The organism is Nonomuraea sp. WAC 01424 (genome assembly GCF_003947315.1).
GTDB lineage: Bacteria > Actinomycetota > Actinomycetes > Streptosporangiales > Streptosporangiaceae > Nonomuraea > Nonomuraea spiralis.
Genome location: NZ_QHHZ01000012.1, coordinates 340583 through 367328, shown reverse-complemented (window position 1 = coordinate 367328; position 26746 = coordinate 340583). Strand labels below are relative to the sequence as shown.

The window sequence follows — 26746 nt, the reverse complement described above, 5'->3', positions numbered from 1 at the left end:
CACGCTGGAGGAATGGATCGAGCTCTGGAACGACAACGCCAAGCCGTTCCGCTGGACCAAGACCGCCGACCAGATCATCGACCGTATCTGTCGCTACTGCGACCGAATCTCAAAGCCGGCTCACTAGTTCACCACGGTCACGGATCTGCGTAACGTGACGGTACGGGAAGCCGAACAAGGAGATCCGCATGACGGGTTTCACCCCCACCGTCCCCGCGCGAGTCCTGCCGTCCGTCACCGTCCGCGACCTGCCCGAGCCTCCCCGTTCGACCTGGCGGGTCATCGGCCCCGGGCTGGTCGGCGCGGGGGTGGGGCTGGCGTCCGGCGAGTTCATCCTCTGGCCGTACATCGCCTCCCAGGTCGGGCTGGTGTTCGTCTGGGGCGCCGCGGTCGGCATCGTCACCCAGTGGTTCCTGAACATGGAGATCGAGCGGTACACGCTGGCCACCGGCGAGACCGCGCTGACCGGGTTCAGCCGGATGTGGAAGCACTGGGGGCTGGTCTTCGTCCTGATGACGCTGGCCTCGAACCTCTGGCCGGGCTGGGTGACCACGTCCGCGACGATGGTGACGTACCTGACCGGGTCCGGGGCGGGGAGCGTGCGGTGGATCGCGGCCGGCATGCTCCTCGTGATCGCGCTGGGCCTGACGCTGGCGCCGGTGATCTACACGGCCCTCGAACGGGTGATCTTCGTGAAGATCGCTCTGGTGGCCACGCTGGCGGTGGTCGCGATCCTGTTCGCGATCAACGCCGAGAGCTGGGTCGAGCTGGGCAAGGGGCTGACCGTCGGCGCCCGCTTCCCGGCCGGGGAGCTCGGGATCGCCGTGATCATGGGCGCCGTCGCGTACGCCGGGGCGGGCGGCGGCCAGAACCTGTGCCAGAGCAACTGGATCCGCGACAAGGGCTTCGGCATGGGTTCGTACGTCCCGCGCCTGGTCAGCCCGGTCACCGGCCAGGAGGAGGCGGCCGCCTCGACCGGCTTCCAGTTCGCGCCGACCGCGGACAACCTGGCGCGCTGGCGGCGGTGGTGGCGTTTCGCCAACGCCGAGCAGGGCGCCACGTTCGCGCTGGTGTCGTTCCTGACGATCGGGCTGATGTCGATGCTGGCCTACTCCACCGTGTTCGGGCGGCCGGAGGTGGCGGGGCGGAACGACATCGGCTTCCTGAAGGTCGAGGGCGAGGTGCTGCGGGGCATGGTCGGCCCGTGGTTCGGGGTGCTGTTCTGGCTGGTCGGCGCGCTGGCGCTGTTCGCCTCGGCCATGGGCATCGTCGACTACACCTCGCGGCTGGCCTCGGACACGATCAAGACGGTCTACCTGCGCGACCGGTCCGTCTCGGTGAACCGGGTCTACTTCCTCACCGTCTGGGCGATGACGCTGGCCGGGATCGCGATCCTGCTGCTCGGGTTCGACCAGCCGCTGATCCTGCTGGTGTTCTCGGCGTGCTTCGCGGCGGTGATGATGTTCGTGTACTCGATCCTGCTGATCGTGCTCAACCGGCGGGCGCTGCCGGACGCGATCAAGGTGAGGTCGTACCGGCTGGGGGCGCTGGTCTGGTCGGTGGCGTTCTTCGGCACGCTGACCGTCCTGGTGGTCGTGCAGCAGGTGCAGAAGATGATCGGATGAGTTGACCTCAAGTTGACTTGAGGTAGGACACTCGGCGGCATGGATGTCGTCGAGGTGACGCGGTTCGGTGGTCCTGAGGTGCTGCGGGTCAGGCGGGTGGACGATCCCGTCGCCGGGCCGGGGCAGGTGGTGGTCGGCGTCTCGGTGGCCGACGTGATGTCGCTGGACGCGCAGTTGCGTGCCGGGTGGGGGCAGGAGTGGTTTCCCCTCCGGCCGCCGTTCGTGCCGGGGACCGGGGTGGCCGGGCGGGTGTTGTCGGCCGGCGACGGGGTGGACCCGGCCTGGGTGGGACGGCGGGTCGCGGCCCTGGTGTCCTCCGGGTACGCCGAGCGGGTCGCGGTGGGCCTGGACACGCTCGTACCGGTGCCCGACGGGGTGAGCTCGTGGCTGGCGGCGGCGCTGCTCCAGGTCGGCCCGGCCGCGATCAGCCTGGTGGACGCGGCGGAGCTGAAGCCAGGGGCGCGGGTGCTGGTCACGGGGGCCGGCGGGGGGCTGGGCCTGCCGATCGTCCGGCTCGCGCGGGCGGCCGGCGCCCAGGTGACGGCCGCCGCCCACGGCCCGGCCAAGCGGGAGGCGGCGCTGGCGGCGGGCGCGGCCGAGGTGGTCGACTACCCGGCGCTGCGCGACCCGGGCTCCTGGTCCACCCCGCCGCGGACGGGCGCGGAGGCCGGCGGCGCGGGGGCGTTCGACGTGGTGTTCGACGGGGTCGGCGGGCAGGTGGGGGCCGACGCGTTCGCGTCGCTCGGCGCGGGTGGCGTGTTCTTCGCCTACGGGGTGCCGAGCGGTTCGACGGCCCTGGTGGACCCGGCGGAGGCGGCGCGGCGGGGCGTACGGCTGGTCGGCATGGAACAGGTGCAGTTCGCCCCCGAGGAGTTCCGGCGTCTGGCCGGGCGGGCCCTGGACATGGCGGCCGCGGGCGAGCTGACGACCGTCGTGGGCCTGGCCGTACCGCTCGACCGGGCCCACGACGCGCACGCCGCGCTGGAGGCCCGCGAGCTGGTCGGCAAGGCGGTCCTGCTGGTCACCGCCCAGGCCGTGCGCTACCACGAGCACGGCGGCCCGGAGGTGCTGGAGCTGGCGGAGGTGCCGCTGCCCCAGCCGGGCCCCGGGCAGGTACGGGTGGCGGTCCGGGCGGCCGGGGTCAACGCCCTGGACTGGAAGCTGCGCGCCGGGTTCCACGGCCCGCCGCCGGACGGCCCCCAGGGCGTCGGGATCGAGCTGGCCGGCACGGTCGACGCGCTCGGCTCCGGCGTGACCGGCCTGGAGGTGGGCCAGGCGGTGTTCGGGCAGGTCGCGCCGGGGGCGGCGGCCACGTACGCGCTGGCCGAGGCCGCTTCCCTGCGGCCCAAGCCGGAGCACCTGTCGTTCGTGGAGGCGGCCGCGCTGCCCGTGGCGCTGGAGACCGCCAACCGCGCCCTGGACGAGCTGGGCCTGCGCGCGGGCCGGACGCTGCTGATCCACGCGGTCGCCGGCGGCGTCGGCCTGGCCGCGGCACAGCTCGCGCTGGCCCGGGGCGCCAAGGTGATCGGCACGGCCAGTGCGGGCCACCACGCCTTCCTGCGCGACCTCGGCGTCGTCCCCGTCACCTACGGGGACGGGCTGGAGAAGCGTCTGCCGGGGCCGGTCGACCTGGTGCTGGACGCCTCCGGGCGCGGCGAGGTCGACCTGTCGGTCCGGCTCACCGGCGACCCGGGCAAAGTGCTCACCATCGCCGACCCCGTCGGCGCGGGCAGGCACGGCGTGCGGTTCTCGACGGGCAGCGGCGGGCCGTTCCCGGTGGACGTGCTGCCGCGTGTCCCGGTCGCGGAGGTGTTCCCGCTGGAGCGCGTGGCCGACGCCCACAGGCGCAGCCAGGACGGCCATTTCCTCGGCAAGCTCGTCCTCGACGCGGAAACGTCCTTGCCGCGATAGCGGGCAGACTGGGCGGATGCTGGAAACCTCCGCCCGCCTGCTCAAGCTGCTCTCGCTGCTCCAGGCGCACCGCGACTGGAGCGGCCCGGAGCTGGCCACCCGGCTGCGGGTCTCGACCCGGACGATCCGCAACGACGTCGAACGCCTGCGCTCGCTCGGCTACCCCGTGCACGCCACGCCCGGGGTGGCCGGCGGCTACCGGCTCGGCGCGGGGGCGGCGCTGCCTCCACTGCTGCTCGACGACGAGGAGGCCGTAGCGGTCGCGGTCGGGCTCGGCCGGGCCGCGGGCGGCGGCGTGGAGGGCATCGAGGAGACCTCGGTACGCGCGCTGGCCAAGCTGGAGCAGGTCCTGCCGGCCCGGCTGCGGCGCAGGGTGCACGCGCTGAACGCCTACACCGTGCAGATCCAGGGGCCGGGCGCGGCGCCGGTCCGGCCCGAGGCGCTGACCGCGATCGCGAACGCCGCCCGCGACCACGAGCGCCTGCGCTTCGACTACACGGGCCACGACGGCTCGACGGCGGTGCGGAACGTGGAGCCGTACCGGCTGGCGCACCGGCGGGGGCGCTGGTACCTGGTGGGCTACGACGTCGAGCGGGACGACTGGCGCACGTTCCGGGTGGACCGGATGACGCCGCGGACGCCGACCGGCCCCCGGTTCACGCCGCGCGAGCTGCCCGGCGACGGCGACGTGGCCGCGTACGTGGAGAAGGGCGTCAGCACGGCGATGTGGCGCCACCGGGCGACGGTGCTGCTGCACGCGCCCGCCGAGCGGATCACCGCGCTGCGGCCCGGCCTGGAGGTCGAGCCGGCCGGCGAGGACGCCTGCCTGCTCAGGCTGGGCGGCGACGACCTCAACGGGATGGCGGTGTGGATCGGCTTCCTCGGCGTGGACTTCGAGGTGCTCGACCCGCCCGAGCTGGCCGAGACGATCCTCGGGCTGTCGGAACGCTACCAGCGGGCGGTCAGCGGACGGTAGGAACCCGGTCAGCGGACGACGGCAGTCTCGACGGCATGAAGAAGAACATGACCTGCGTCGCGGGCGGCAAGGACGACTTCCAGCTCGTCACGCACCTCACCCTCACCGGCCGCGGGCGCGAGATCGGCCGGGCGCTGGCCGAGGAGGCCCGCCGGCTCGGCTGGTCGCCCCAGCGCGCCGACCCGGCCGTGATCAGGGCGAGGATGACCTGGTTCGAACGGAACTGGCCGCAGCACCACGCCCGCATGGACGGCGCGGCGGCGGCCCTCGGCCTCGACCCCGACCAGGACGAGCTGGCCCTCGACGGCTGGAACTACGTGCCCGTGGGCGGCGCCTGCTCGGCCCAGTGGTGCCCGCCGTCCGCCTCCGCCGACGGGCACGGGCGGGTGGGCCGCAACTACGACTTCTTCCTCCACACCACCAGCCAGACCATGGGACAACCGCCCCAGCCGGGTGAGCTGCCCATGGCCTCCCGGCCGTACGTGATCACCACCGTGCCCGACGACGGGCTCGCCTCGACCGTCATCACCATGAACGGCCTCGACGGCTGCATCGACGGGATCAACGAGGCCGGCCTGGCCGTCATGCTGCTGATCGCCGACACGCCGGCCGCCACCCCGCCGCGGCTGGACGTCCCGCAGGTCGGGCTCGGCAGCCTGCAACTGCCCCGGTTCCTCATGGACACCTGCGAGACCGCGGCCCAGGCCAAGCAGGCGCTGCTGGGGGCCAAGCAGTACGACCTCGGCCTGCCGCTGCACTACCTGGTCGCCGACGCGCACGGCCAGGCGTTCGTGTGGGAACGCGGCAGGGACGGCAGCGAGCACGTCGTCGCGTTCGGCGACGGCCCGCTGTGCGTCACCAACCACCTGCTGCACCGCCACCCCGACCCGATGGCCCTGCCCGCCGACACCCCGGAGAGCCTCGGCACGTACGGCAGGCTGCGCACCCTGTACGAGCGCAGCAAGGGCGCCACCATGTCCACCGGCGACCTGCGGGACAGCCTGCGCGCGGTCCGGCCGGAGGAGGGTCCCGCCCAGCCGTTCCGCACGCTGTGGACCACGGTCTTCGACACCGCCGACCGCACCCTGGCCACCCGCTTCTACCTGGGCGACGGGCGGGACTACAGCGAGGAGCTGGTCTTCCCCGCCTCCGTGAGGTAGCCCTCGCGCACCTTCGAGCGTGACAGCTTGCCGGTGGGCGTACGCGGGAGCCGGTCGCGGTACTCGACGACCTTCGGGTGCTTGAACCTGGCGATCCGCGGCCCGCAGTGTTCGAGCAGCTCGGCGGTGAGCGCGGGGCCCGGCTCGACGCCCTCGGCGGGCTGCACGAGGGCGACGACGTTGTGGCCCCACTCCTCGTCGGGCACGCCGATGACGGCCACGTCGGCCACCGCGGGCCCGGCCAGCAGCGCGGCCTCGATCTCGGCGGGGTAGATGTTCACGCCGCCGGAGACGATCAGGTCGGTGCGCCGGTCGCACAGGAACAGGTAGCCGTCCTCGTCGAGGTAGCCGATGTCGCCGGGGGTGTACCAGTCGCCCAGCATGCTGGCGGCCGTCTTGGCCGGGTCCTTGCGGTACTCGAAGGAGCCCATGGACGACTTGACGTAGATCATGCCGGGCTCGCCCGGCGGCAGGTCCGCGCCGTTCTCGTCGCAGATCCTGGCCTCGAACGTCGGCGCGGGGCGTCCCACCGTGCCGGGCCTGGCCAGCCAGTCGAGGGGCTTGACGGAGAAGGCGATGGTGGACTCGGTCGAGCCGTAGTACTCGTACAGCACCGGGCCCCACCAGTCCATGATCGCCTGTTTGACGGCGACCGGGCAGGCGGCGGCGGTGTGGATGACCTGGCGCAGGCTCGACACGTCGTACTTGGCCCGGACGTCCTCGGGGAGCTGGAGCATGCGGTGGAACATGGTCGGCACCATCATGGCGTTGGAGACGTGGTGGCGTTCGATCAGCTCCAGGATGTCGACCGGGTCGAACCTGGGCGTGATCACCACGGTGTGCCCGAGGTGCAGCGCGAACTGGGTGTGGGCGCACGGCGCCGAGTGGTACATCGGCGAGGTCACCAGGTGCACGGCGTCGCCCGGCGTGAGGTCGACGACCTCGCCGAGGAACCAGACGTACAGCGGCACGATGGCCTCCGGCTCGGCGTCGGGCAGCCTGCGCTGCACGCCCTTGGGGAAGCCGGTGGTGCCGGAGGTGTACCACATGACCGCCCCGGCCGTACGTTCGGCGGGCGCCTCGGCCGGCTGCCCCTCGGCCAGCCCGGACGTGCCGATCTCCCCGCCGGGCACGGCGTGCGCCGCGTCGGTGACCACGAGCCCGGCGTCGCAGTCGGACAGGATGTAGGCCACCTCGGCCTCGGTGAGATGCCAGTTGATCGGCACGTAGTAGAGGCCGATCTGACCGGTCGCCATGAGCATGACGACGGCGTCGATGCCGTTGGGCAACACACCCGCGACCACGTCGCCCTTGCCGAGCCCCCGGGCCCGCAGGCCGTGGGAGACCTGGTTGACCCTGGCCAGCAGGTCGCCGTACGTGGTCTCGGAGCCGTCGGTGTCGATCACGGCGACGCGGCCCGGGTCGGCGGCGGCGATGGCGTAGAAGCCGGGAAGGCCGCTGATGTCCATCTACAACTCCAGGAGTTCGGCGAGACGGGCCCGGTGGATGCGAGGCGGGCCGAGCAGCACCTCGTCGGCCTTGGCCCGCTTGTAGAACAGGTGCGCGTCGTGCTCCCAGGTGAAACCGATGCCGCCGTGCAGGAGCAGGTGGTCGCGGGCGACCTCGAAGCAGGCGCGGCCCACGTACGCCTGGGCCAGCGCGGCGGCGCCGGGCAGCTCGCCGGGCGACTCGTCGGCGGCCCAGGCGGCGTACCTGACGATCGACTCGGCCTGTTCGAGTTTGCCGTGCATGTCGGCGAGCTTGTGCTTGACCCCCTGGTAGGAGCCGATGTAGCGGCCGAAGGCGACGCGGATCTTGGCGTAGGCGACGATGGCGTCCAGCGAGGCGCGCAGCACGCCCAGTTGCTCGGCGGCGAGCGCGACGCACAGCCGGTCGCCGATGCCGCTGCCGGCGGGCGGCCGGCCGAGCACCCGGGCGGGGGCGTGCTCCAGGGTCACCCGCGCCTGGCCGCGCGTCAGGTCGAGCGTCTCCAGCGGGGTCCGCGTGACTCCGGGACCGGCCAGGTCGACGGCCACCAGCACCACGCCGCCGTCGCCGGGGGCGGGCGCGAGCAGCACGCCGGCCTCCGCGCCGGACAACACCCGCGGCAGCGTGCCGGTGACGGACGTGCCGTCGAAGGCGAGGTCCTGCTCGGGTTGGACGAGCGTGGCGGCGACGCGGCCCTCGGCGATGCCGCCCAGCAGCTCCTTGTCGGGCACCTGGGTGAGCGCGAGCGCGGCGAACTGGGTGGCGAGGAAGGGGCCGGGCAGCAGCGCGGCGCCGGTCTCCTCCAGGGCGACGGCGAGGTCGGCGAACCCGGCCCCGGCACCGCCGTACTCCTCGGGGACGATCAGGCCGGACAGGCCGAGCTCGCCGTTGAGCCGGGCGTACACCTGCGGGTCGTAGCCCTCGCGGGCCTTGCGGAGCGGCGCGGCGGCGCGCAGGAAGCCGCGTACGGCCTCGCGGAGCTGCTGCTGTTCCTGGCTGAGTACGAGCTTCACCCCTGCGTCCCCACCTTCAGGTCCTTGAACGGCACGGTCTTGTCCATCCTCGGCTCCGGCGGCAGGCCGAGCACCCGGTCGCCGACGATGTTGCGCATGATCTCGTTGGTGCCGCCGCCCAGCGACATGCCGGGGGCCAGGGAGATCGCCCGGGACAGCGGGTGGTCGCCGACCACGGACTCGGGGCCGGCCAACTGCGTGGCGAGGTCGGCCTGGAACATGGTCAGCTCGGCCAGCAGCAGCTTGGCGGCGCTGCCGCGGGCGCCGGGGAAGATGCCCGCCCTGGTCTCCTGGGCCAGGCGCTGGTTGAACAGCGCCAGGGCGCGGGTGCGGATGTGCAGTTCGACGAGCTGGTCGCGGACCAGCGGGTCATCGGTGTCGAGCGTCTCTCGCAGCGCCTCGAAGGTGGCCGGGTTGTCCTTCTGGCCGCCCATGCCGACACCGGCGGAGATCGACAGCCGCTCGTGCAGCAGGGTGGTGACGGCCACGCTCCAGCCGTCGTCGACCTCGCCAACCCGGTGCTCGTCGGGGATCGTCACGTTGTCGAAGAAGATCTCGTTGAAGTTGGCCCTGCCGGACATGTCCTTGAGCGGCCTGACCGTCACGCCCGGGTGGTGCATGTCCACCACGAACATGGTCAGGCCCCGGTGCTTGGGCACCTCGACGTCGGTACGGGCCAGCAGCAGGCCCCAGTCGGCGTGGTGGGCGACCGAGGTCCAGACCTTCTGGCCGTTGACGACCCAGGTGTCGCCGTCGCGTACGGCGCGGGTCTGGAGGCTGGCCACGTCGCTGCCGGCGCCCGGCTCGGAGAACAGCTGGCACCAGACCTCCTCGCCGCGCAGCAGCGGCCGGACGAAACGCTCGCGCTGCGCGTCGGTGCCCCGGTCCACCAGCGTCGGCCCGGTCATCCCGAGACCGATGGAGAAGACGTACGTGGGGAGGGTGTGGTCACGGGCCTCGGCGGCGAAGGCGCGCTCCTCGGCCTGCGTCAGGCCCTGGCCGCCCCACTGCCGTGGCCAGGTGATGCCGGAGTAGCCGGCGTCGTAGAGCCTGGCCATGAACTCCTTGGCGCGGGCGAGGGCGTCGGCCCCGGACTGATCGTCGGCCGGGACGTTGTCCCGCAGCCACTCAGCGGCGGCACGCCGATACTCTGCAAGGTCCACATCGACTCCTTGGCATCAGTGTTCACTTACTCTAGTCAGGTCGCGGCGGCCCGCATAGAGCAATGCTCTGGAGCGCGTTTCGGGCGTGTTTGCCGCTGAATCTCCGCTGATTAGGGCCACCCCCGCCACCTGTGATCACCTGGTTCCGGGGGGATGGCGTGATCGTGTTCAGGCGCTGGTCCGTACGGCGGCGGCTGACGCTGGCCGCCCTGCTGAGCGCGCTGGCCGGCTACGGCGCCATCGCGCTGCTCGTCACGCCGATCATGCACACGGTGGCCACCGGCTTCCTCACCGAGCAGGCCGCCGCCGACCCGCGCCGCATCGCCTTCGTCGTCGAGCGCGACGCCCCCGCCCGCCTGCGGCCCGTGGCCGTCACCGAGGGCACCGACCTCATCCAGGTCGTCGACGAGGAGGGCCGCATCCGGCAGGCCAGCTCCCGCCTGACGGGACAGCCGCCGCTCAGCACCGCCACCGCCACCGGCGCCGACGCCCGCCTCACCACCACGTCCTGCACGAACCGGGTGCCGGGCGTCCACTGCCTGATCACCGTCGGCTTCCGGGCGAACGTCGGCGGCAGGCCCTGGATGGTCTACGCCTACACCCCCGAACTCCCCTGGTACATCAGCCCCGCGTACGCGCCGGCGGCCGCGCTCGGGGTGCTGCTGCTCTCCGCCCTCACGGCCTTCGTGGCCTGGCTGGCCGTACGCAAGGCGCTGGCCCCGGTCTCGGCGATCAAGGACGAGCTGGCCGAGATCACCGCCACCGACCTCAAGCGCCGGGTGCCCCGGGGGGCGCACCGGGACGAGCTGGACGACCTCGCCCGTACCGTGAACGAGACGCTCGACCGGCTCGAACACGCGGTGGAACAGCAGCGCAGGTTCGCCTCCGACGCCTCCCACGACCTGCGCAGCCCGGTCGCGGCCATGCGGACGCAGGTCGAGGAGGCGATGCTCGCCCCCAAGGAGACCGACTGGCCCGGGACCGGCGAGCGGTTGCTCGGCAGCCTCGACCACCTCCAGAGCATCGTCGCCGACCTGCTGACCCTGGCCAGGCTGGAGGCCGGCGTACCCGCCCGGCGCGAGCCGGTCGACCTCTCGGGGCTGGTGACCGACGAGCTGCGCCGCCGCCGGGAGGGCAAGCGGGTGGAGGCGCGCCTGCGCCTGGGCGTGCCGGCCGAGGGCGACGCGCTGCGCCTGTCCCGGCTGCTGGCGAACCTGCTCGACAACGCCGAGCGACACGCGGATACCATGATCACTGTGACTGTGGGTGAACAGGATGGGCAGGCGGTACTGGAGGTGCTCGACGACGGCGCGGGCATCGTCCCCGACCAGCGCGAGGCCGTCTTCCGGCGGTTCACCCGGCTGGCCGCCTCGCGCCGCCGCGACGCCGGTGGCACCGGGCTCGGCCTGTCCATCGCCCGCGAGATCGCCGAGGCCCACAAGGGAACGCTCACCATCGAGCCTTCCGAACACGGCGCCCGGTTTGTCCTACAAATACCGTTGATCAGTAGTTAGAGTTACTCGCTGTGACGACCGATTTCAGCCGATTAAGGCGCGAAGACCTCCTCAAGACGGCCTGCGAAGTGATCGCCGAGCAGGGGTTCGGGCACACCAGGACCCTCGACATCTCCCGGGCGGCGGGCGTCAGCCAGGCGTTGCTCTTCTACCACTTCGACACCAAGGACCGGCTGTTCGCGCAGGCGTTCAGCCATGCCGCCAGGCTGCACCTGGAGTCGCTGGCCTACATCGAGGACTCCGCGGCCAGCCCACTCGAACGGCTGCGGGCCCTGCTCAGGCGCTGTTCGCCGGCCACGCCCTCCGACGAGTGGCGGTTGTGGATCGACGCCTGGGCCGAGGCGATGCGCAGCTCCGAGCTGGAGGAGATCTCCCGGCGCATCGACGCGCGCGGCCGCTCGCTGCTGCGCTCGATCATCGAGGACGGCCTGCGCATGGGCGCGTTCGCCTGCGGCGACCCGGAGGACGCGGTCTGGCGGATCTTCGCGCTCATCGACGGCCTGGCGCTCCAGACGCACGTGCATCCCAAGGTGCTCTCCCGCCGCCGCGCCGCCACCCTCCTCCGTACGGCCGTCGCCGCCGAGCTGGGGGTGGCCGCCGAGAACCTGTGACCCGGGTCACTCTTCCGCGTCTATTGGATACTTCGTACAATTACTGGCGCGAGGAGAGGAGCACCCGCGATGACAACCGCACCGAGCTCTACCGCCGCCGCCGCGAACGACGAGAGGGCCGCCACCCGCGCCGCCTACGAAGCGGTCGTCGAACGCCTCTCGAAGGCGTCGGTCGACAAACACTGGGAGCCCTACCGCGACATCCCGTGGGACGACCCGGAGTTCCTGGTGGACCAGGCCGACCCGCGCTGGGAGTTGCCCGAGGTCGACAAACTGGGCGGCCACCCCTGGTACCGCACCCGCTCCCCCGAGGTACGCGCCAGGATCGGCCTGTGGCGGGTCGCCACCGCCATGAAGATCGGCCTGCAGTTCGAGAACCTGCTCAAACGCGGCCTGCTCAACTACGCCTACCGCCTGCCGAACGGCTCACCCGAGTTCCGGTACGTCTACCACGAGACCATCGAAGAGGGACATCACGGGATGATGTTCCAGGAGTTCGTGAACCGTACGAAGCTCCCCGTACGCGGCATGCCGGGCCCGCTGTCGCTGGTCGCCCAGGTCGCGCCGTGGATCCCGCTGATCTCCACCGAGCTGTTCTTCGTCTTCGTCCTGGGTGGCGAGGACCCGATCGACCACGTGCAGCGTAAGGTGCTGAAGGACGGCCAGGTCCACCACCCGCTGGAAGAGACCATCATGCGCATCCACATCGCGGAGGAGGCCAGGCACATCTCCTTCGCCCGCCACTACCTCCGCGACCGGGTGCCGCGCATGCCCCGCCACCGCCGGATGTTGCTGAGCGTGGTCTCGCCGGTCGTGCTCGGGGTGATGGCCCGCATCATGCTCGCGCCGCCCGGCCCGATGATCAGGCACTTCCGCATCCCGCCCGGCGTCGTGGCCGCGATCTACCGCGACAACCCGGCCGCCCGGCAGGAGATCCGCGACTCGGTCGGCCGGACGCGCGCGCTGTGCGCCGAGATCGGGCTGGTCAACGCCGTCAGCAGGAAGGTCTGGCAGGCCATGGGGATATGGGCGGAGCCGCGCCGGTGACGGCCCCGCGGTCCACGGCGAAGAGCACGGGGAGTCCCGCGTGAGGACCGCCGTGGTGACCGGGGGCGCCTCCGGGATCGGCCGCGCGGTCGCGCGGGAGCTGCGGCGCAGGGGCGTGGCGGTCACGATCGCCGACGTGGACGAGACGGCGGGCAAGCAGGTGGCCGCCGACTTCGGGCTGGAGTTCGCCCGCCTCGACGTCACCGACGCCGAGGCCGTGGCCGCGCTGGTCACGCGGGTGAGGGCCGAGCGCGGGCGGCTCGACTTCATGTTCAACAACGCGGGCATCGCCGTCGGCGGCCGTACCCGTGAGCTGTCGCTCGACCACTGGGACCGGACGATCGACGTGAACCTGCGCGGCGTCGTCCACGGTGTGCGCGCCGCCTATCCGATCATGGCCGACCAGGGGTTCGGGCACATCGTCAACACCGCCTCGCTGGCGGGGTTGCTGCCCGCGCCGCTGATGTTGCCGTACACGGCGACCAAGCACGCCGTCGTCGGCCTCTCGCTGGCGTTGCGGGCCGAGGCGGCGGCGTACGGGGTGCGGGTGAGCGTGGTGTGCCCGGGGTTCACCGACACGCCGCTGCTCGACCACGCCAACCCCGGGCTGCCCCCGACCGAGCTGGCCGCGAACGTGAGGAGCGCGGCGGTGCGGGCGCAGGGGCGGCTCTACCCGGTGGACGCCCTGGCCGACGACATCCTGCGCGGGGTGGCGCGGAACAAGGCGCTGATCGTGGCGCCCGCCTCGGGGCGGGCCGCCTGGCGCGTGGCCCGGCTGTGGCCCGCGGCGGCCGTACGGGTGGCGGGTCTGGCGATCAGACGCCTTCCCGGACGATGAGGTCACGGGCGGAGAAGCCGCGGGTGACCGGAACACCCGCGGCACAGGCAGCGGTCGCCGGCCGTACGGTGCCGCTCAGGCGGTCCGGCTCGGGGCGGGGCGCCGGGCGAGGATGACCTCGGTCGTCGTCACCAGTTCCCAGCGGCCGGACGGGTCGGCGTCCAGCAGGGCGGCCCTCGCCGCCTCGACGAACGCGGGCAGCCGGCCGCCGAGCCTGGCCGGGGCCGTGTAGGAGTAGGAGAGCTGCAGGCCGAGCAGGGCGTCGAGGTCGTAGGCGAGGCGCTGCTCGTACCGGCCGGACTCCAGGTCGGAGAAGGGCGAGCCGGCCAGCACGTCGTGGTGGTGCTCGCCGGTGTGCTGGAAGGAGCCCGTGGCCGTCCAGGTGCCGACGCCGAACTCCTCGCGTACCCGGCGCATGACCGGCTCCCACGGCTCCTCGCCCGGGTCGCGCGTGGGGCCGACCAGGGCGACGACGCCTCCCGGCGGCAGCAGTTCGTCCAGGTCGGCCAGCACCGCCCGCCGGTCCGTCCAATGGAAGGACCGGCCCATCACCACGTGGCCGAACGGCGGCAACTCACGCAGCGTCGTCGAGTCGCCGCGCAGCCAGCGGAGGCCGGGCGCGCCCGCCGCCAGCCGCCGGCCCTCGGCCAGCATCTCCTCGTCGGGGTCGACGGCCAGGACCTCGCGTACCCGCCTGGCCAGCGGGATCGCGATCGTCCCGAGGCCGTCGCCGAGGTCGAGGACGACGCCGTCCGCGCCGAACGCGCGGGCCAGGTGGTCGATGGCCGGATCGCCGTGTCCGGCCCGGTACTTGGCGTAGTAGGGCGCCGCGCCGCCGAAGAGGTCCGTCATGGATGGGACCATATACAGGTTCCAGACTCGTTCGATGGAAGGTTTTGATCGGTGAGGCGGCTACTCACGGTCCTGTTGCTCGCGTGCGCCGCGGTCGGGTTCGCCCCTTCCGCGCAGGCGCACAACGTGCTGGTCGGCAGCGATCCGAAGGACGGCGCCGCGCTGTCCGCCTCGCCCGCGCGGGTGACGCTGGTGTTCGACCAGGCCGTGCGGCAGGGGTACGCGCAGGTGGGCGTGACGGGGGCCGACGGCTCCTCCTACGCCGACGGGACGGCCGAGGTGTCGGCCGAACGGGTCTCGGTCAAGGTCAAACCGCTGCCCGCGGGCGGCTCGTACGTGGTGGGCTACCGGATCCTGTCGGCCGACGGCCATCCGGTGACCGGCAGCATCAGCTTCAGCCTGGCCGCCTCCGCCACCGGGGTCTCGGCCGGCCAGAACGGCCAGACGGGGCAGACGGGGCAGAGCGACCAGGGGTCCAGCGCGCAGGCGGCCGAGGCGGCGGCGCTGGGCGGAGCCGGCATGGCGGTCGTGTGGATCGTGGCCGCCCTGCTGCTCCTGGCCGCCGGCACCGCCGTCGCCCTCCGCCGCTCCACCTCCGCGCCCGCCGCGGAGGTCGAGGCCGGCACGAAGGTCGAGGCGGCGGACGTCGAGGCCGGGGCGCGGCCTTCGGAGGGGACCCGGACGTGACCGCGACCGTTTCCTCCCGTTCCGGTGCCTCCCGTTCCGGTCAGCGGATCGGTGGTGGGCGGCTCGTCGCCGGGGCGTTCGTCGTGTGCGGGATCGTGTCCGCCGTGGCGGCGTCCACGCTCACGGCGCAGGAGTCCGTGCCGGGCATCCCCATGCCGGGGCCGGTCGTCGCCTACGGGCTTCCCGTCGTCAGGGTGCTGCTCGACCTGGCCGCCGTCGCCGTGGTCGGCCTCAGCCTCGTGCCCAAGCTGCTCGGCTTCGACGCCCCCGGCGCCACCGAGCCGGTCCTGCGCCAGGTGCGCCCGCTCGCCGTACTGGCGGCCTGGACGTGGGCGATCTGCGCGCTGCTCACCATCGTGTTCCAGACGGCCGAGCTCAACCCGGGCCGCGTGCCCACGTTCGGCATGATCGCCTCCTACGTCGAGGACGTCGGCACCGGGCAGGGGCTGCTGTTCAGCGCGGCGTGCGCGCTGGCGGCGGCGGGCATCGGGCTGATGGCGGTGCGGTTCGGCGAGAAGGTGCCCGCGGAGCTGCGGATCATCGTGGCGCTGTTCGGGCTGCTGCCCATCCCGGTCACCGGGCACGCGGTCAACTCCGTGTGGCACGACCCCATCATGATCTCGATGGAGATCCACGTGATGGGCGCGGCGGCCTGGGCGGGCGGCCTGGCGGCCACGGCCGTGTTCGTCGCGCCGCACCCGGGCCTGCTGGCCGTGGCGCTGCCGAAGTTCTCCAGGATGGCCACCGTCTGCCTGCTCCTGGTCTCCCTGTCAGGGTTGATCACCGGGCTGGGCACGATGGCGCTCACGCCCGGCGTCGAACTCCCCGACGCGATCGTGACCAGCCATTACGGCGTCCTCGTGGTGATCAAGACAGCGCTGGTGGCGCTGCTGGTGCCGCTCGCCGCCCACATCCGCTTCCGCCTGCTGCCGGTCATCCGCCGCGGCGGGGCCACCGCCCTGGTGAGCTGGACGGCGGCCGAGGTGGGCGTGATGGGGCTGGCCTACGGCGTGGCGGTGGCGATCACCCGGGCCTCGATCGGCTGAGCCCGGCGGTCGCGCCGCCCGGCGACCCACTCGGCGGCCAGCCAGACGGCCAGCAGGCCGAGCCCGGCCCAGAGGGCCGACGACGTGACCAGGGGTGGGGATCCGTACAGGCCGGTCTGGCCCTTGATCGCGCCGTAGACCGAGCCCATGACCGCGCTCTGGACGACCAGCGCGCCGTAGGCGCCGGCCGTCACCGCGGCCGCGCCCACGACGGCGCGTACGGCCGGTACGCGCACCAGGAACGCGAGGTCCACCAGCAGCCCGGCCACCACGAAGAAGAACGGCACCGCCGACGGCGGGAAACCGCCGAAGGTGAGCAGCGGCCAGATCAGCGTGCGGAACCCCACGTACGCGCCCGCCACCAGCGTCGCCGCGCCGAACCGGCCGATCATCAGCCGGGCCGCCACCAGCACCGACAACACCGCCACCACGGCGTAGACCGGGTAGAGGTAGTCGGGCACGGGCAGGGTGAACCCGCTCATCATGACCCGGTCGATCGGCCGGCCCATCTGGTCGGCGGCGAATCGCAGCAGGATCGGCTCGGCGTAGGTCGCGTGGTTGTCCCAGGCGCCCAGCGAGAGCACGCCGTACTCCTGGTGCTGCTCGGGGAAGTGCATGTTCTCCAGGAAGAACGCGAAGAACGCGCCCAGCACGACCGTGCGCTCCCGGCCGGGGGGCGCACCCATGAACCAGCCGCGGATCACCCCCGCGATCATGAAGAACGTTCCAACGTAGAGCATGATGTGCGACGGGCTCCACGAGGTGATGTCGAGCCCGTTGACGCGGTGGTTGATCAGGTCGAGCGGCACCGCGACCAGGAAGATCCCGGTGCCCCACTGGATGAGCCGGAGCGCCGCCTTGTCCACCCCGTAGCCGGTGTAGCCGTGGACCACGGTCAGGACGACGACGACGTCGCCGCCGGCGGAGTTGAGCAGGTGGGGCGGGGCGAGGTCGTCACGCAGCCACTTGAAGTGCCACGAGACGTCCCACGCCGAGCCGAGGAGCTTGAGCGTGAGCGCCACCAGCCATCCGAAGTAGAGCACCCGGAACAGGTCTTGCGGCGTCTCGCGCCCCGCCTGGCCTCTGGTCCAGTACGGCAAGGCCCACGCTGCGGCCTTCTTGAACGATGCTGGTGACTTCACGGCGCAAATCTTACGGTCCATCCGGCCCATCGGTCTCAGATGTCCTATTTGTACGGCTTTGTCGCTCGCAGCGAATACATGAGCGGCACCCGCGGCGCCCCCTCCGGGAGCCGGTACGCCGAGCCGTCGGCGACCAGCGTGGCGAAGCGCGGGAACAGCGTGTGGTCGTGCTCGTGCAGGAAGTCCAGCCGCAGCCCGGCCGCCGCCACCGCGCTGACGACCTCGCCGAGGCCGTGCTGGAACTGCACGGAGGTCGGGTGGTCGAGCTCACCGCTGCCGGTGTAGCTGTGGACGTCCTCCCAGACGTGGGGGCCGCGCGCGAAGTAGTCATAGGTGACGGTCGTACCGGTCTCGTCGTCGAGGACGTCGGCGACAGGGTGGAACTCGGCCAGATAGAGGAAACCGCCCGGGGCCAGCAGCGAGGCCACCGTGGCCGCCCAGCGGGCCAGGTCGGGCAGCCAGACCAGGGCGCCGACCCCGGTGTAGACGATGTCGTACGTCCGGCCGCCCAGCGCCCGCGCGGCGTCATAGACGTCGGCGGTGACGAACGTGGCCGGGATCCCGCAGTCCGCCGCGATCGCCCTGGCCTCCTCGACGGCCGCCTCGGAGAAGTCGAGCCCGGTCACCTCCGCGCCGCGCCTGGCCCAGGCCAGGGTGTCGAGGCCGAAATGACACTGCAGGTGCGCCAGCCGGCGTCCGGCCACCTCGCCGACCTCGGCCAGCTCGAACGGCCGCAGCGGGTCGTGCCCCTTCCTGAAACCCTCGACGTCGTAGAAGTCGCTGCCGACGTGGACGGGGACCCGCGCGTTCCAGTTGGCCCTGTTGATCTCCAGATAGTCCATGCGGGCGAGCCTAAGGGAGGCGTCGGGCCAGGCGTACCGGGAGGTGTTTGAGCCCGTTCTGGAAGTTGGAGGTGAGGCGTACCGGGGTTCCGGCCGGCTCGACGTCCCAGGCGAGCAGCTCGCCGAAGACCGCGCGGAGCTGGACGCGGGCGAGGTGGGCGCCGAGGCAGAAGTGCGGGCCGAAACCGAAGCTGACGTGGTCGTTGGGGGTACGGGCGACGTCGAAGCGGTCGGGGTCGGCGAAGACGGCGGGGTCGCGGTTGGCCGAGGCGTGGTAGACGACCACCTTCTCGCCCGCCTGGACGCGCCGGCCGCCGAGCGTGAGGTCGCGGGTGGCCGTACGGCGGAAGTCCATCACCGGGGGCCAGTAGCGCAACATCTCCTCGACCGCGGACTCCAGCAGCGACGGGTCGGCGCGCAGCCGTTCCAGCTCGGCGGGGTGCTCCAGCAGGGTGAACAGGCCGCCGGGGATGCCGTTGCGCAGGGTCTCGTTGCCGGCGACGGCGAACAGGAAGAACATGTTCTCGAACTCGGCCTCGGTCAGGCCGCCCTCCCGCATCGCCGACATGACGGACTCGCGCGGGGTGTCGGCCAAGGTGTGGGCATAGGCGAACATGTCGGCCAGCGCGGCCCTGGACCTGGGGTTCATGCCCGGCCTGAGCTCGGGACGGGCGGCGACCGCCAGACGGCCCACGGGGGTCAGGGACTCGACCTCGGCCGTGGACAGGCCGGCGTAGTCGTCGTCCTGGTAGCCGATCACGCGGGAGGCCCAGTCGTACAGCAGCCGCCTGTCCTGCTCCGGCACGCCCATCACGTGGGCCAGCGTCCAGACGGGCAGGTCGGCGGCCACCTCGACGAAGTCGCACTCGCCCACCGCGAGCAGCGCCGCCACCCGGTCCCTGATCGTGCGTTCCAGGGCTCGGACGGCGCGCGGCGTGAAGGCGGCGGCCACGATCCGGCGCACCCTGGAGTGGTCCGGCGGGTCCATGTTGAGCATCATCGACCGGACGAACTCCAGGTCGGCGGGTGTGTCGGGATCGCGGATCTGGGTGGCGCCGAGGTGCGAGGAGAAGTCCTCGGGGCTGCGCAGCACGCGCTTGACGTCGGCATGCCGGAACACGGCCCAGTAACCGGGCCCCTCCCGCCACGGGCCGACGGCCGGCTCAGGAATCCAGCAGACGGGACTCTCCCGGCGAAGCCTCGCGTACAGGTCATAGGGGACGGCCGCCGCATAGGTAGACGGCAAAAACACCCCCACCACCTCTCCCCCCACCACATCACCACGCCCCTGCCCAACCCGCTCCACCGCAGGACCTCCGCCGCCCTCCCCGGCCCGATCCCCCGCAGGACCTCCGCCCGTCTCCCCGGCCCGCCCCTTCGAAGGACCTTCGGCCCGTACGTCGGTGGGGGCTTGCGTGGGGTGGTTCGTTCGCTCCCCCGCCGGGTTATCCACAGGACGCTCGCTCCGCTCCTCCGCCATGCCCTCCAGCGTGCATGATGAGCGCGTGACTCCAGAAGACGCAGAGGCGATTCTCCGGCAATACTTCGCTCCCTGGATCCAGGAGCTCGGGCTGCGGGTCGAGGAGGTGGGCGAGCGCCATGCCGTCGTCCGGCTCCCCTGGTCCGGCGCCCTGGCCAGGGAAGGCGGCGGGCTGTGCGGTCAGGCGATGATGGCCGCCGCCGACACCGCCACGGTCATCGCGATCTCCTCGGCCAGAGGCGGGTTCGTGCCGATGACGACCGTGCAGCAGTCGACCACGTTCCAGCGGCCGGTGATGGGCCGCGACGTGCTGCTCGACGTGCGCGTCACCAAGCTCGGCCGCTCCCTGGCCTTCTCGGAGGTCACGCTGACCCCCGAAGGCGACGGCGACCCGGCCGCGCACGCCTCGACGGTCTACGCGATTCTCGGCTGACGCCCGCCCCGCGACGGCCGTCTCAGGGATCTCTCAGGTGCGGAAAGTAGGCTCACCAGCATGAAACGTGTGGCCGCGCTGGTCGCGGTGCTCGCCGTCATCGGGGTGACGACGTGGCTGGTGTGGCCGTCCCCTTCGGAGGCGCGCGGTCAGGACCAGCGGATCACGGTCGTCGACGGGCCGTCCGACGACCAGCGGGTGGAGCTCGACACCACCTTCTTCCCGCCGGCGGGCGGCGGGAAGGCGCCTGCCGTGCTGGTCGCCCACGGGTTCGGCGGCAGCAAGCAGAGCGTCCGCCAGCAGGCCGCCCGTCTGGCCCAGGACGGCTACGCCGTGCTGACCTGGTCCGCGCGCGGCTTCGGCCGTTCGACGGGAGAGATCGCACTCAACTCCCCCGACTACGAGGTCAAGGACGTCAAGCAGCTCGTCGACTGGCTGGCCAAGCGGCCCGAGGTCCAGCTCGACGCGACCGGCGACCCGCGCGTGGGCATCACGGGCGGCTCGTACGGCGGCGCCATCGCCCTGATGACCGCCGCGTACGACCAGCGCATCGACGCGATCGTCCCCCAGATCACCTGGGCCGACCTCGCCGACGCCCTCTTCCCCAACGCCGCCGCCCAGCCCGCCACCGGCGGGTCCACCGGCGGGTCCACCACCGGCCAGGGCGCGCAGAGCGCCGCCGCCGCGCCGGCCGCCATCGGCCAGGGTGTCGGCGACGGCGTCTTCAAGCGCATGTGGGCGGGCATCTTCTTCGGCCAGGGCGTCTCCCTCGACACCTTCGCCGACCGGTCGCGCCGCGAGGCCGCCGCTCCCCTGACCGCCCAGCAGGCCAGATGCGGCCGCTTCCTGCCGGCGATCTGCGACATCTACCAGCAGGTCGCCGAGGACGGCCGGCCGACGCCCGAGGCGATCGCGCTGCTGCGCAGGTCCAGCCCGGTCACCGTGGCCGGCCGGATCAAGGCGCCCACCCTGCTGCTCCAGGGGCAGCGCGACTCCCTCTTCCCCATCGCCCACGCCGACGCAAACGCCAAGGCCATCGCCGCGGCCGGCACGCCGGTCAGCATGGCCTGGTTCGACGGCGGCCACGACGGCGGCAACGGCGAGGCCGACTGGCTCTACGACCAGTCCTCCGCCTGGTTCGGCCGCTACCTCAAGCGCGAGGCGGCGCCCGCCGTGGGCGCGTTCACGGTCACCCGTGACGGCGGCCGCGACCCCGGCACCCGCCAGCGCATCAGGCTCCACCCCGAGGCGTCCTCCTACCCCGGCCTGGCCGGCACCGACACCACCACGGTGCGGCTCACCGGCCCCGAGCAGAACATCGTCAACCCGCCCGGCGGCGCCCCCGCCTCGATCTCGACCGTTCCCGGCGTCGGCGGCCTGCTGGGCGGGCCGGGCGGCGGCGCGGGCGTGTCCATCGACATGCCCGGCCAGAGCGCCGCGTTCGAGTCGGCGCCGCTCACCGCGCCGCTCCAGCTCACCGGCAGCTCCACGGTCACGGTCAAGGTGGCGGGCAAGGGCCAGGCGACGCTGTTCGCCAAGCTCTACGACGTGGCCGACACCACCCAGCCGGCCGCGTTGCCCGCCGGGCTGGTGGCGCCGTTCCGGGTCACGATCCCCGAAGGCTCGGGCGTCGCGGAGGCCACGGTCACCCTGCCGGCCGTCGACCACCGGTTCGCCGCGGGCCACCGGCTGCGGCTGGTGGTGACCACGACGGACATGGGGTTCGCGACCCCCACCGAGGCCGCCGCGTTCCGGGTCTCCCTGGCCTCTCCCGCGCTGGCCGTCCCCACGGTCCGCACGCTGGCCGCGCCGCCGAGCGGGGTGGCCTGGTGGGTGTGGGCGATGCCCCTGGCCGCCGTGCTCGCCGCCGCCGTCCTGCTGGCCACGGGCCGTACCTCTGGTCGTGGTGTCCCCCGCGCCTCCACCCGTGGTGGCGTGGCGGCGCCGGACGCGGGCGAGGCCCAGGTGCCGGAGGCGACGGGCGGCCGGGACGTGCCGTTGGAGATCGTCGGGCTGACCAAGGCGTACCGCAACGGCGAACGGGCCGTCGACGGGCTGTCGTTCCGGGTCGAACAGGGCCAGGTCCTCGGCCTCCTCGGTCCCAACGGCGCCGGCAAGACGACCACGATGAGGATGATGATGGGCCTCATCCTCCCCGACGCCGGCGAGATCCGGATCTTCGGCGACCCCGTCACCCCGGGCGCGCCCGTGCTGTCCAGGCTCGGCTCGTTCGTGGAGGGCCCGGGCTTCCTGCCCCACCTGTCCGGCCGCGACAACATCGAGCTCTACTGGGCCGCCACCGGCCGTCCCGCCGCCGACGCCCACTTCGAGGAGGCGCTGGAGATCGCGGGCCTCGGCAAGGCGCTCGACCGTGCCGTGCGCACGTACTCGCAGGGCATGCGCCAGCGGCTGGCCATCGCGCAGGCCATGCTCGGCCTGCCCGACCTGCTGGTGCTCGACGAGCCCACCAACGGCCTCGACCCACCCCAGATCAGGGAGATGCGCGAGGTGCTCAAGCGCTACGCGCGCGACGGCCGTACCGTGATCGTCTCCAGCCACATGCTGGCCGAGGTGGAGCAGACCTGCAGCCACGTGGTCGTCATGCACCGCGGGCGGCTGGTCTCCACCGGGCCGGTCTCGCGGCTGCTGAGCTCGGCGGCCGGCAACGGGCACGGCGGGCCGCGCCTGGAAGACGTGTTCCTCGACCTCATCGGAGACAGATCATGACCGCCGCGCCGGGCTACGTGCCGCGCCGTACGCTGCCGCTGCGCGTGGAGATCGTCAGGCAGTTCAAGCGGCGGCGGACGCTGGTCATGTTCGGGCTGCTGCTGGCGCTGCCGTGGGTGCTGGTGATCGCGTTCCAGTTCGGGCCGCAGTCCGGCGGCCAGGGGCAGTCGTCGTTGCGGATCAGCGACCTGGCGACCGCGAGCGGCCTGAACTTCGCGGCGTTCGCCCTGTCGGTGTCGGCGAGTTTCCTGCTGGTGGTGGCGGTCGCGCTGTTCTGCGGCGACACGGTGGCCAGCGAGGCCAGCTGGTCGTCGTTGCGTTACCTGCTGGCCGCGCCGGTCCCCCGTAACCGCCTGCTCCGGCAGAAGCTCGTCGTCGCGCTCGGCTTCTCGGCCACGGCGGTGATCTGCCTGCCGCTGATGGCGTTGCTGGCCGGCACGGTCGCGTTTGGCTGGCACGACATCCAGGTGCCGGGCACCGGGGAGACGATCCCGGCGCTCGACGTGCTGCCCCGCTTCGGCATCGTGATCGGTTACGCCCTGGTCAGCCAGCTCGTGGTGGCCGCCCTGGCGTTCCTCGTCTCCACGGTGACCGACTCGCCGCTCGGCGCGGTGGGCGGGGCGGTGGGCCTGTGGATCGTGTGCACCATTTTGCAGGCGGTGGAGGCGCTGGGGGTGCTGCGCGAGTTCCTGCCGACGTTCTGGAACAACGCGTGGCTGGACGCCCTCGCCCCCGAGCTCGACTGGAGCGGGATGGCCAAGGGCGCCTCAGTGTCGATCACCTACGCCGCGATACTGATCGCCGTGGCCTTCCGCAGGTTCTTGCGCAAGGACGTGGTCAGCTGACGCCCTTGGCGGCGTCCTCCAGGCCCTTGATGTCGATCTTCTGCATACCCAGCATCGCCTGTACGACCCGCTGGGCGGCGGCCGGGTCCGGCACGCTCATCAGCTCCTGGAGGGCCCGGGGGACGATCGGCCACGACAGGCCGTACCGGTCCTTCAGCCAACCGCACTGCGACTCCTCGCCGCCGTCGGTGAGCTTGGCCCACAGGTCGTCGACTTCCTCCTGGGAGGTGCAGTCGACGTACAGGGAGATCGCCTCGGTGAAGGTGAACTGCGGGCCGCCGTTCAGGGCGAGGTAACGCTGGCCGGCCAGCTCGAACGACACCATCATGGCCTGCCCGACGGGCCCGCGGCCGTCGTCGCCGTAGCGCTGGACGTCCAGGATGCGGGAGTCGGCGAACAGCGAGGTGTAGAACTCGGCGGCCTCCTCGGCCTGGTTGTCGAACCACAGGTATGTCGTGATCTTCTGCATGTCGCCGGTCGTCCTTTCGAGACGTGTCACGGGGACCGGGTCCGTACCCCGTCCCCCTTGCTCGTCAACGCGTCGAACGAGGGGCGGGAGGATCGACACAAACCCTCAAGAATTTTCCAGAAGTTTCAGGCACCCGCTTGAGGACCCCACCGACCAGGGCAAAGTCCGAAGCAGAGCCCCGGGGCGGGGGCGGGCGAAGGGGCCGGGCGAGGGCCCGGGGCACGCATCAGACGGGCGCGCACCGTCCGAAGGGGGGCGCCGTCCGAGGGGCGGGCGCGTCAGCTGTACGTCGAGACGGGGAAGCCGCGCACCAGCGCCAGCGCCAATGACTGGCTCATGGCGTGGCCGAGGGTGAGGAGGGGGTTACAGCGGCCCAGGGCCGCCGAGGTGTGGGGCAGGGGAGCGGCGGGGTGTGGAGGGCGGGAAACGGCTGGGGTGGAAATGGAGAGCTAGAGGGGCCGTTTCGGGGGTGATGGGGGGATGGCGAGAGGGTGCGGCCGGTTGGGTACGGCCGCGTTACGGCTGGTCAGGCCCAGTGTGGGGGCTTGTTGTCGAGGTAGAAGGCGTCGGGGTCGGCCTCGCGCCAGTCGCCCCACCCGAGGTCCGTGTCGTCCGAAGTCTGCTCCGGGAGAAATTCGTCCACGGAAAACATGCTACCTAGACGTACAAACCAACACCGGTCGTCTTCGCGGCTCCACGGACAGCCCACGCGACCGGCGGTACGATGCCAAGGCAGGTGTCGCCGATCCCCCGTGAGGCTGCGCATGGCCACCCCGACAGGCTGGCGGAGAGAAGGCAATCTACCGGCGGAGCTCACCAGCTTCGTGGGGCGGACCCGGTTACTCGCCAACCTCAAGCGCCATCTGGCCGAGTCCCGGCTGGTGACCGTCACCGGCATCGGCGGTGTGGGCAAGTCTCGCACGGTGCTGCGGTTGGCGCACCAGGTTCGTTCGCAGTATCCCGACGGCGTGTGGTTCGCCGACCTGGCCCGGTTGCAGGACGCGGGCATGGTCAAGCACACGATCGCCTCGGCGCTCGGCATCGCCGACCAGTCCTCGCGGGCGGAGTCGGAGTCGCTGTCGGAGTGGGTGGGCGACCGCGACATGCTGCTCATCATCGACACCTGCGAACACCTCGTGCAGGGTTGCGCCGAGCTGGTCCACGAGCTGCTGGAGGCCGCGCCCAACCTGAAGGTGCTGGCCACCAGCCGCCAGTCGCTCCACCTGCCCTACGAGCAGGTGGTCCCGGTCCCGCCGCTGCTGGTGCCGGGTGACGACCCGGCGGAGAACCTGTTCACCAACGAGTCCGTCCAGTTGTTCGCGCTGCGCGCCGGGGCGGTCGTGCCCGACTTCCAGCTCGACGAGGACAACATCACGGCGGTGGCCGAGCTGTGCCGCAGGCTCGACGGCATCCCGCTGGCGATCGAGCTGGCGGCGGTGCGGTTGCGCGCGCTGTCGGTGGAGCAGATCCTCGGGCTGCTGGCCGACCGGTTCAGCCTGCTGGCCGGCGCGAGCCGTACGGCGCTGCCCCGCCACCAGACGCTGCGGGCGGCCATCGGCTGGAGTCACGAGCTGTGCGAGCCCGCCGAGCGGCTGCTGTGGGCGCGGTTGTCGGTGTTCGCCGGCGACTTCGAGCTCGACGCGGCCAGGTTCGTCTGCTCGGACGGGCGGCTGCCGTCGGAGGACATCACCGACCTGGTGACCGGGCTGGTGGAGAAGTCGATCCTGCTGATCAGGAGCAACCACGCCGGCGTGCGCTACAAGCTGATCGACACCCTGGCCGAGTACGGCGAGGAGTGGCTCGACAAGCTCGGCCAGGCCCAGCAGATGAAGCAGCGCCACCTGGAGTACTACCTGAGCCTGGCCCAGCGCAGCGAGGACGCGTGGTCGGGCCCGCGGCAGATCTACTGGTTCGTACGCATGCGGCAGGAGCACGACAACGTGCGGGTCGCGCTGGAGCACGCGCTGTCCTCGCCGGCCCGCAGCGCCTCGGCGCTCACGTTGTTGTCGTCGTTGTGGTTCATGTGGGTGTGCTGCGGTTTCGTCCGGGAGGGCCGGCTCTACCTCGAACGCGCGCTGGAGGCCAACCCCTCGCCGACCAAGGAGCGCTGCAAGGCCCTGTGGGTGTTGTCGTACGTGCGCAGCGCGCAGGGTGACAGCGCCGGGGCGTTGTCGGCGGCCGAGCAGTGCAGCACCGAGGCCGTCCGGGTGGGCGACTCCAGGGCGGTGATCCTGGCCTCGAAGATGCAGGGCACGGCGGCGCTGCTGCAGGGCGACGTGCAGAAGGCCAGCGCGCTGCTGGGCGTGGCGATCGAGTTCAACACCGACAACAAGGAGCTCAATCCGGGTCTGCTGCCCGCGATCGTGGAGCTGTCGCTGGTGTTGTCGGCGCAGGGTGAGCTGTTCGAGGCCGAGTCGCTGCTGCAGGACTGCCTGCAGGTGTGCCGCGAGCGCGGGGAGTTGTGGGTCAGCTCCTACGCCCAGTGGGCGATGTCGCGCACCAGGCTCGCGACCGGCAGGGCGGACGAGGCGCTGCACAGCGCCCGCGAGGGCCTGCGGATCAAGCGGCACTTCCACGACACGCTCGGGACCCTGCTGGTCCTGGAGACGACGGCGCGCATCCTCATCACGCTCAGGCAGGCGCCCACGGCGGCCAAGCTGCTGGGCGCGTTGCAGCAGAACTGGCGGACGGCGGGTCTGCCGCAGATGGGCGCGCCGTTCCTGACCGACGATCACGACGCGTGCGTCGAGGACTGCAAGTCGATGATGGGCGACCTGGCCTACAAGAACGCCTTCGAGAACGGCGCCCGGCTCGACCTCGACGAGGCGTCCACGCTCGCGCTCGGCGACCTGGACGCCCCGGCCGAGGACTGACCTC

22 protein-coding genes and 1 pseudogene are annotated in these 26746 nt (G+C 72.2%); 15 read left to right on the top strand and 8 right to left on the bottom strand.

The features are described 5' to 3' along the window. Positions 1-188: 188 nt before the first annotated feature. The 5 genes and pseudogenes from DMB42_RS32330 to DMB42_RS32315 all read left to right on the top strand — a co-directional run bounded on the left by DMB42_RS32330 (position 189) and on the right by DMB42_RS32315 (position 5672). Positions 189-1625 (top strand): Nramp family divalent metal transporter, encoded by a 1437-nt coding sequence (locus tag DMB42_RS32330; protein WP_125640190.1) that lies wholly within the window; start codon positions 189-191, stop codon positions 1623-1625. Positions 1626-1664: 39 nt separating this feature from the next. Further along, positions 1665-2630, top strand: a pseudogene (locus tag DMB42_RS56425) (zinc-binding dehydrogenase); the annotation flags it as partial. 12 nt (positions 2631-2642) lie between these two features. Then, positions 2643-3536, top strand: coding sequence for an NADP-dependent oxidoreductase (locus DMB42_RS56420; protein ID WP_185844968.1), 894 nt, complete (start codon positions 2643-2645; stop codon positions 3534-3536). 16 nt (positions 3537-3552) lie between these two features. After that, positions 3553-4512 carry a YafY family protein gene (locus DMB42_RS32320; RefSeq protein WP_125640187.1) on the top strand — a complete coding sequence of 320 codons (960 nt, stop codon included), beginning with the start codon at positions 3553-3555 and terminating at the stop codon, positions 4510-4512. Positions 4513-4547: 35 nt separating this feature from the next. Further along, positions 4548-5672 carry a C45 family peptidase gene (locus DMB42_RS32315; protein ID WP_221762446.1) on the top strand — a complete coding sequence of 375 codons (1125 nt, stop codon included), beginning with the start codon at positions 4548-4550 and terminating at the stop codon, positions 5670-5672. On the opposite strand, the gene DMB42_RS32310 is transcribed toward DMB42_RS32315, so the two are convergent. From DMB42_RS32310 to DMB42_RS32300, 3 genes are read right to left on the bottom strand one after another with little or no spacing between them, the layout of a single operon-like run. Continuing rightward, positions 5633-7141, bottom strand: coding sequence for an AMP-binding protein (locus DMB42_RS32310; protein WP_125640184.1), 1509 nt, complete (start codon positions 7139-7141; stop codon positions 5633-5635). The genes DMB42_RS32315 and DMB42_RS32310 overlap by 40 nt on opposite strands. After that, a complete protein-coding gene (locus DMB42_RS32305) occupies positions 7142-8173 on the bottom strand; it encodes an acyl-CoA dehydrogenase family protein (protein WP_125640181.1) in 1032 nt (343 codons plus the stop codon). Next, entirely contained in the window at positions 8170-9336 is a 1167-nt protein-coding gene (locus DMB42_RS32300) for an acyl-CoA dehydrogenase family protein (RefSeq protein ID WP_125640178.1), read from the bottom strand. The genes DMB42_RS32305 and DMB42_RS32300 overlap by 4 nt, the downstream gene beginning before the upstream one ends. 158 nt (positions 9337-9494) lie before the next feature. Here DMB42_RS32300 and DMB42_RS32295 point away from each other — a divergent pair, with 158 nt between their 5' ends. From DMB42_RS32295 to DMB42_RS32280, 4 genes are all read left to right on the top strand, one after another. Next, on the top strand, positions 9495-10850 hold the full coding sequence (locus DMB42_RS32295) for a sensor histidine kinase KdpD (RefSeq protein ID WP_125640175.1): 1356 nt from the start codon (positions 9495-9497) through the stop codon (positions 10848-10850). 11 nt (positions 10851-10861) lie between these two features. After that, positions 10862-11461, top strand: coding sequence for a TetR/AcrR family transcriptional regulator (locus DMB42_RS32290; RefSeq protein WP_125640172.1), 600 nt, complete (start codon positions 10862-10864; stop codon positions 11459-11461). Between the two features lie 69 nt (positions 11462-11530). After that, positions 11531-12508: a diiron oxygenase gene (locus tag DMB42_RS32285; RefSeq protein ID WP_125640169.1), complete on the top strand. Its 978-nt coding sequence runs from the start codon at positions 11531-11533 to the stop codon at positions 12506-12508. A gap of 40 nt (positions 12509-12548) precedes the next feature. Beyond that, positions 12549-13346: an SDR family oxidoreductase gene (locus tag DMB42_RS32280; protein ID WP_125640166.1), complete on the top strand. Its 798-nt coding sequence runs from the start codon at positions 12549-12551 to the stop codon at positions 13344-13346. Between the two features lie 75 nt (positions 13347-13421). Here the strand turns inward: DMB42_RS32280 and DMB42_RS32275 are convergent, their stop codons facing one another. After that, positions 13422-14198, bottom strand: a complete 777-nt coding sequence (locus tag DMB42_RS32275) for a trans-aconitate 2-methyltransferase (RefSeq protein ID WP_185844963.1) — start codon at positions 14196-14198, stop codon at positions 13422-13424. 51 nt (positions 14199-14249) lie between these two features. Here DMB42_RS32275 and DMB42_RS32270 point away from each other — a divergent pair, with 51 nt between their 5' ends. Together DMB42_RS32270 and DMB42_RS32265 are read left to right on the top strand one after the other, a co-directional pair. Next, positions 14250-14885 carry a copper resistance CopC family protein gene (locus DMB42_RS32270; protein WP_125640160.1) on the top strand — a complete coding sequence of 212 codons (636 nt, stop codon included), beginning with the start codon at positions 14250-14252 and terminating at the stop codon, positions 14883-14885. Further along, positions 14882-15931 carry a CopD family protein gene (locus DMB42_RS32265; protein WP_125640157.1) on the top strand — a complete coding sequence of 350 codons (1050 nt, stop codon included), beginning with the start codon at positions 14882-14884 and terminating at the stop codon, positions 15929-15931. The genes DMB42_RS32270 and DMB42_RS32265 overlap by 4 nt, the downstream gene beginning before the upstream one ends. Here the strand turns inward: DMB42_RS32265 and DMB42_RS32260 are convergent. From DMB42_RS32260 to DMB42_RS32250, 3 genes are read right to left on the bottom strand one after another with little or no spacing between them, the layout of a single operon-like run. Next, on the bottom strand, positions 15889-17073 hold the full coding sequence (locus DMB42_RS32260) for a hypothetical protein (RefSeq protein WP_260478071.1): 1185 nt from the start codon (positions 17071-17073) through the stop codon (positions 15889-15891). The two genes, DMB42_RS32265 and DMB42_RS32260, sit on opposite strands and share 43 nt — an antisense overlap. A gap of 44 nt (positions 17074-17117) precedes the next feature. Beyond that, on the bottom strand, positions 17118-17915 hold the full coding sequence (locus tag DMB42_RS32255) for a bifunctional 2-polyprenyl-6-hydroxyphenol methylase/3-demethylubiquinol 3-O-methyltransferase UbiG (protein ID WP_125640154.1): 798 nt from the start codon (positions 17913-17915) through the stop codon (positions 17118-17120). A 10-nt stretch (positions 17916-17925) separates the two neighbouring features. Next, positions 17926-19167, bottom strand: coding sequence for a cytochrome P450 (locus DMB42_RS32250; protein WP_260478070.1), 1242 nt, complete (start codon positions 19165-19167; stop codon positions 17926-17928). Between the two features lie 253 nt (positions 19168-19420). Between DMB42_RS32250 and DMB42_RS32245 the strand changes: the two genes are divergently transcribed. From DMB42_RS32245 to DMB42_RS32235, 3 genes are read left to right on the top strand one after another with little or no spacing between them, the layout of a single operon-like run. Then, positions 19421-19828 (top strand): PaaI family thioesterase, encoded by a 408-nt coding sequence (locus DMB42_RS32245; RefSeq protein WP_221762445.1) that lies wholly within the window; start codon positions 19421-19423, stop codon positions 19826-19828. Between the two features lie 60 nt (positions 19829-19888). Further along, positions 19889-22555, top strand: coding sequence for a CocE/NonD family hydrolase (locus tag DMB42_RS56075; protein WP_185844962.1), 2667 nt, complete (start codon positions 19889-19891; stop codon positions 22553-22555). Then, on the top strand, positions 22552-23400 hold the full coding sequence (locus DMB42_RS32235; protein WP_125640146.1) for an ABC transporter permease: 849 nt from the start codon (positions 22552-22554) through the stop codon (positions 23398-23400). Before DMB42_RS56075 ends, DMB42_RS32235 begins: the two co-directional genes overlap by 4 nt. Here the strand turns inward: DMB42_RS32235 and DMB42_RS32230 are convergent. Further along, on the bottom strand, positions 23393-23899 hold the full coding sequence (locus DMB42_RS32230; RefSeq protein ID WP_312024774.1) for a VOC family protein: 507 nt from the start codon (positions 23897-23899) through the stop codon (positions 23393-23395). The genes DMB42_RS32235 and DMB42_RS32230 overlap by 8 nt on opposite strands. A gap of 734 nt (positions 23900-24633) precedes the next feature. Here DMB42_RS32230 and DMB42_RS32225 point away from each other — a divergent pair. Beyond that, positions 24634-26742 (top strand): ATPase, encoded by a 2109-nt coding sequence (locus tag DMB42_RS32225; RefSeq protein ID WP_125640143.1) that lies wholly within the window; start codon positions 24634-24636, stop codon positions 26740-26742. The last annotated feature ends 4 nt before the right edge of the window (positions 26743-26746 follow it).

What these genes read in the sequence shown, in the direction of transcription:
- DMB42_RS32330 (WP_125640190.1), top strand. Translation starts at nt 189, where the DNA reads ATGACGGGTTTCACCCCCACCGTCCCCGCGCGAGTCCTGCCGTCCGTC.
- DMB42_RS32235 (WP_125640146.1), top strand. Translation starts at nt 22,552, where the DNA reads ATGACCGCCGCGCCGGGCTACGTGCCGCGCCGTACGCTGCCGCTGCGC.
- DMB42_RS32320 (WP_125640187.1), top strand. Translation starts at nt 3,553, where the DNA reads ATGCTGGAAACCTCCGCCCGCCTGCTCAAGCTGCTCTCGCTGCTCCAG.
- DMB42_RS32255 (WP_125640154.1), bottom strand. Translation starts at nt 17,915, where the DNA reads ATGGACTATCTGGAGATCAACAGGGCCAACTGGAACGCGCGGGTCCCC.
- DMB42_RS32285 (WP_125640169.1), top strand. Translation starts at nt 11,531, where the DNA reads ATGACAACCGCACCGAGCTCTACCGCCGCCGCCGCGAACGACGAGAGG.
- DMB42_RS56075 (WP_185844962.1), top strand. Translation starts at nt 19,889, where the DNA reads ATGAAACGTGTGGCCGCGCTGGTCGCGGTGCTCGCCGTCATCGGGGTG.
- DMB42_RS32225 (WP_125640143.1), top strand. Translation starts at nt 24,634, where the DNA reads ATGGCCACCCCGACAGGCTGGCGGAGAGAAGGCAATCTACCGGCGGAG.
- DMB42_RS32310 (WP_125640184.1), bottom strand. Translation starts at nt 7,141, where the DNA reads ATGGACATCAGCGGCCTTCCCGGCTTCTACGCCATCGCCGCCGCCGAC.
- DMB42_RS32275 (WP_185844963.1), bottom strand. Translation starts at nt 14,198, where the DNA reads ATGACGGACCTCTTCGGCGGCGCGGCGCCCTACTACGCCAAGTACCGG.
- DMB42_RS32315 (WP_221762446.1), top strand. Translation starts at nt 4,548, where the DNA reads ATGAAGAAGAACATGACCTGCGTCGCGGGCGGCAAGGACGACTTCCAG.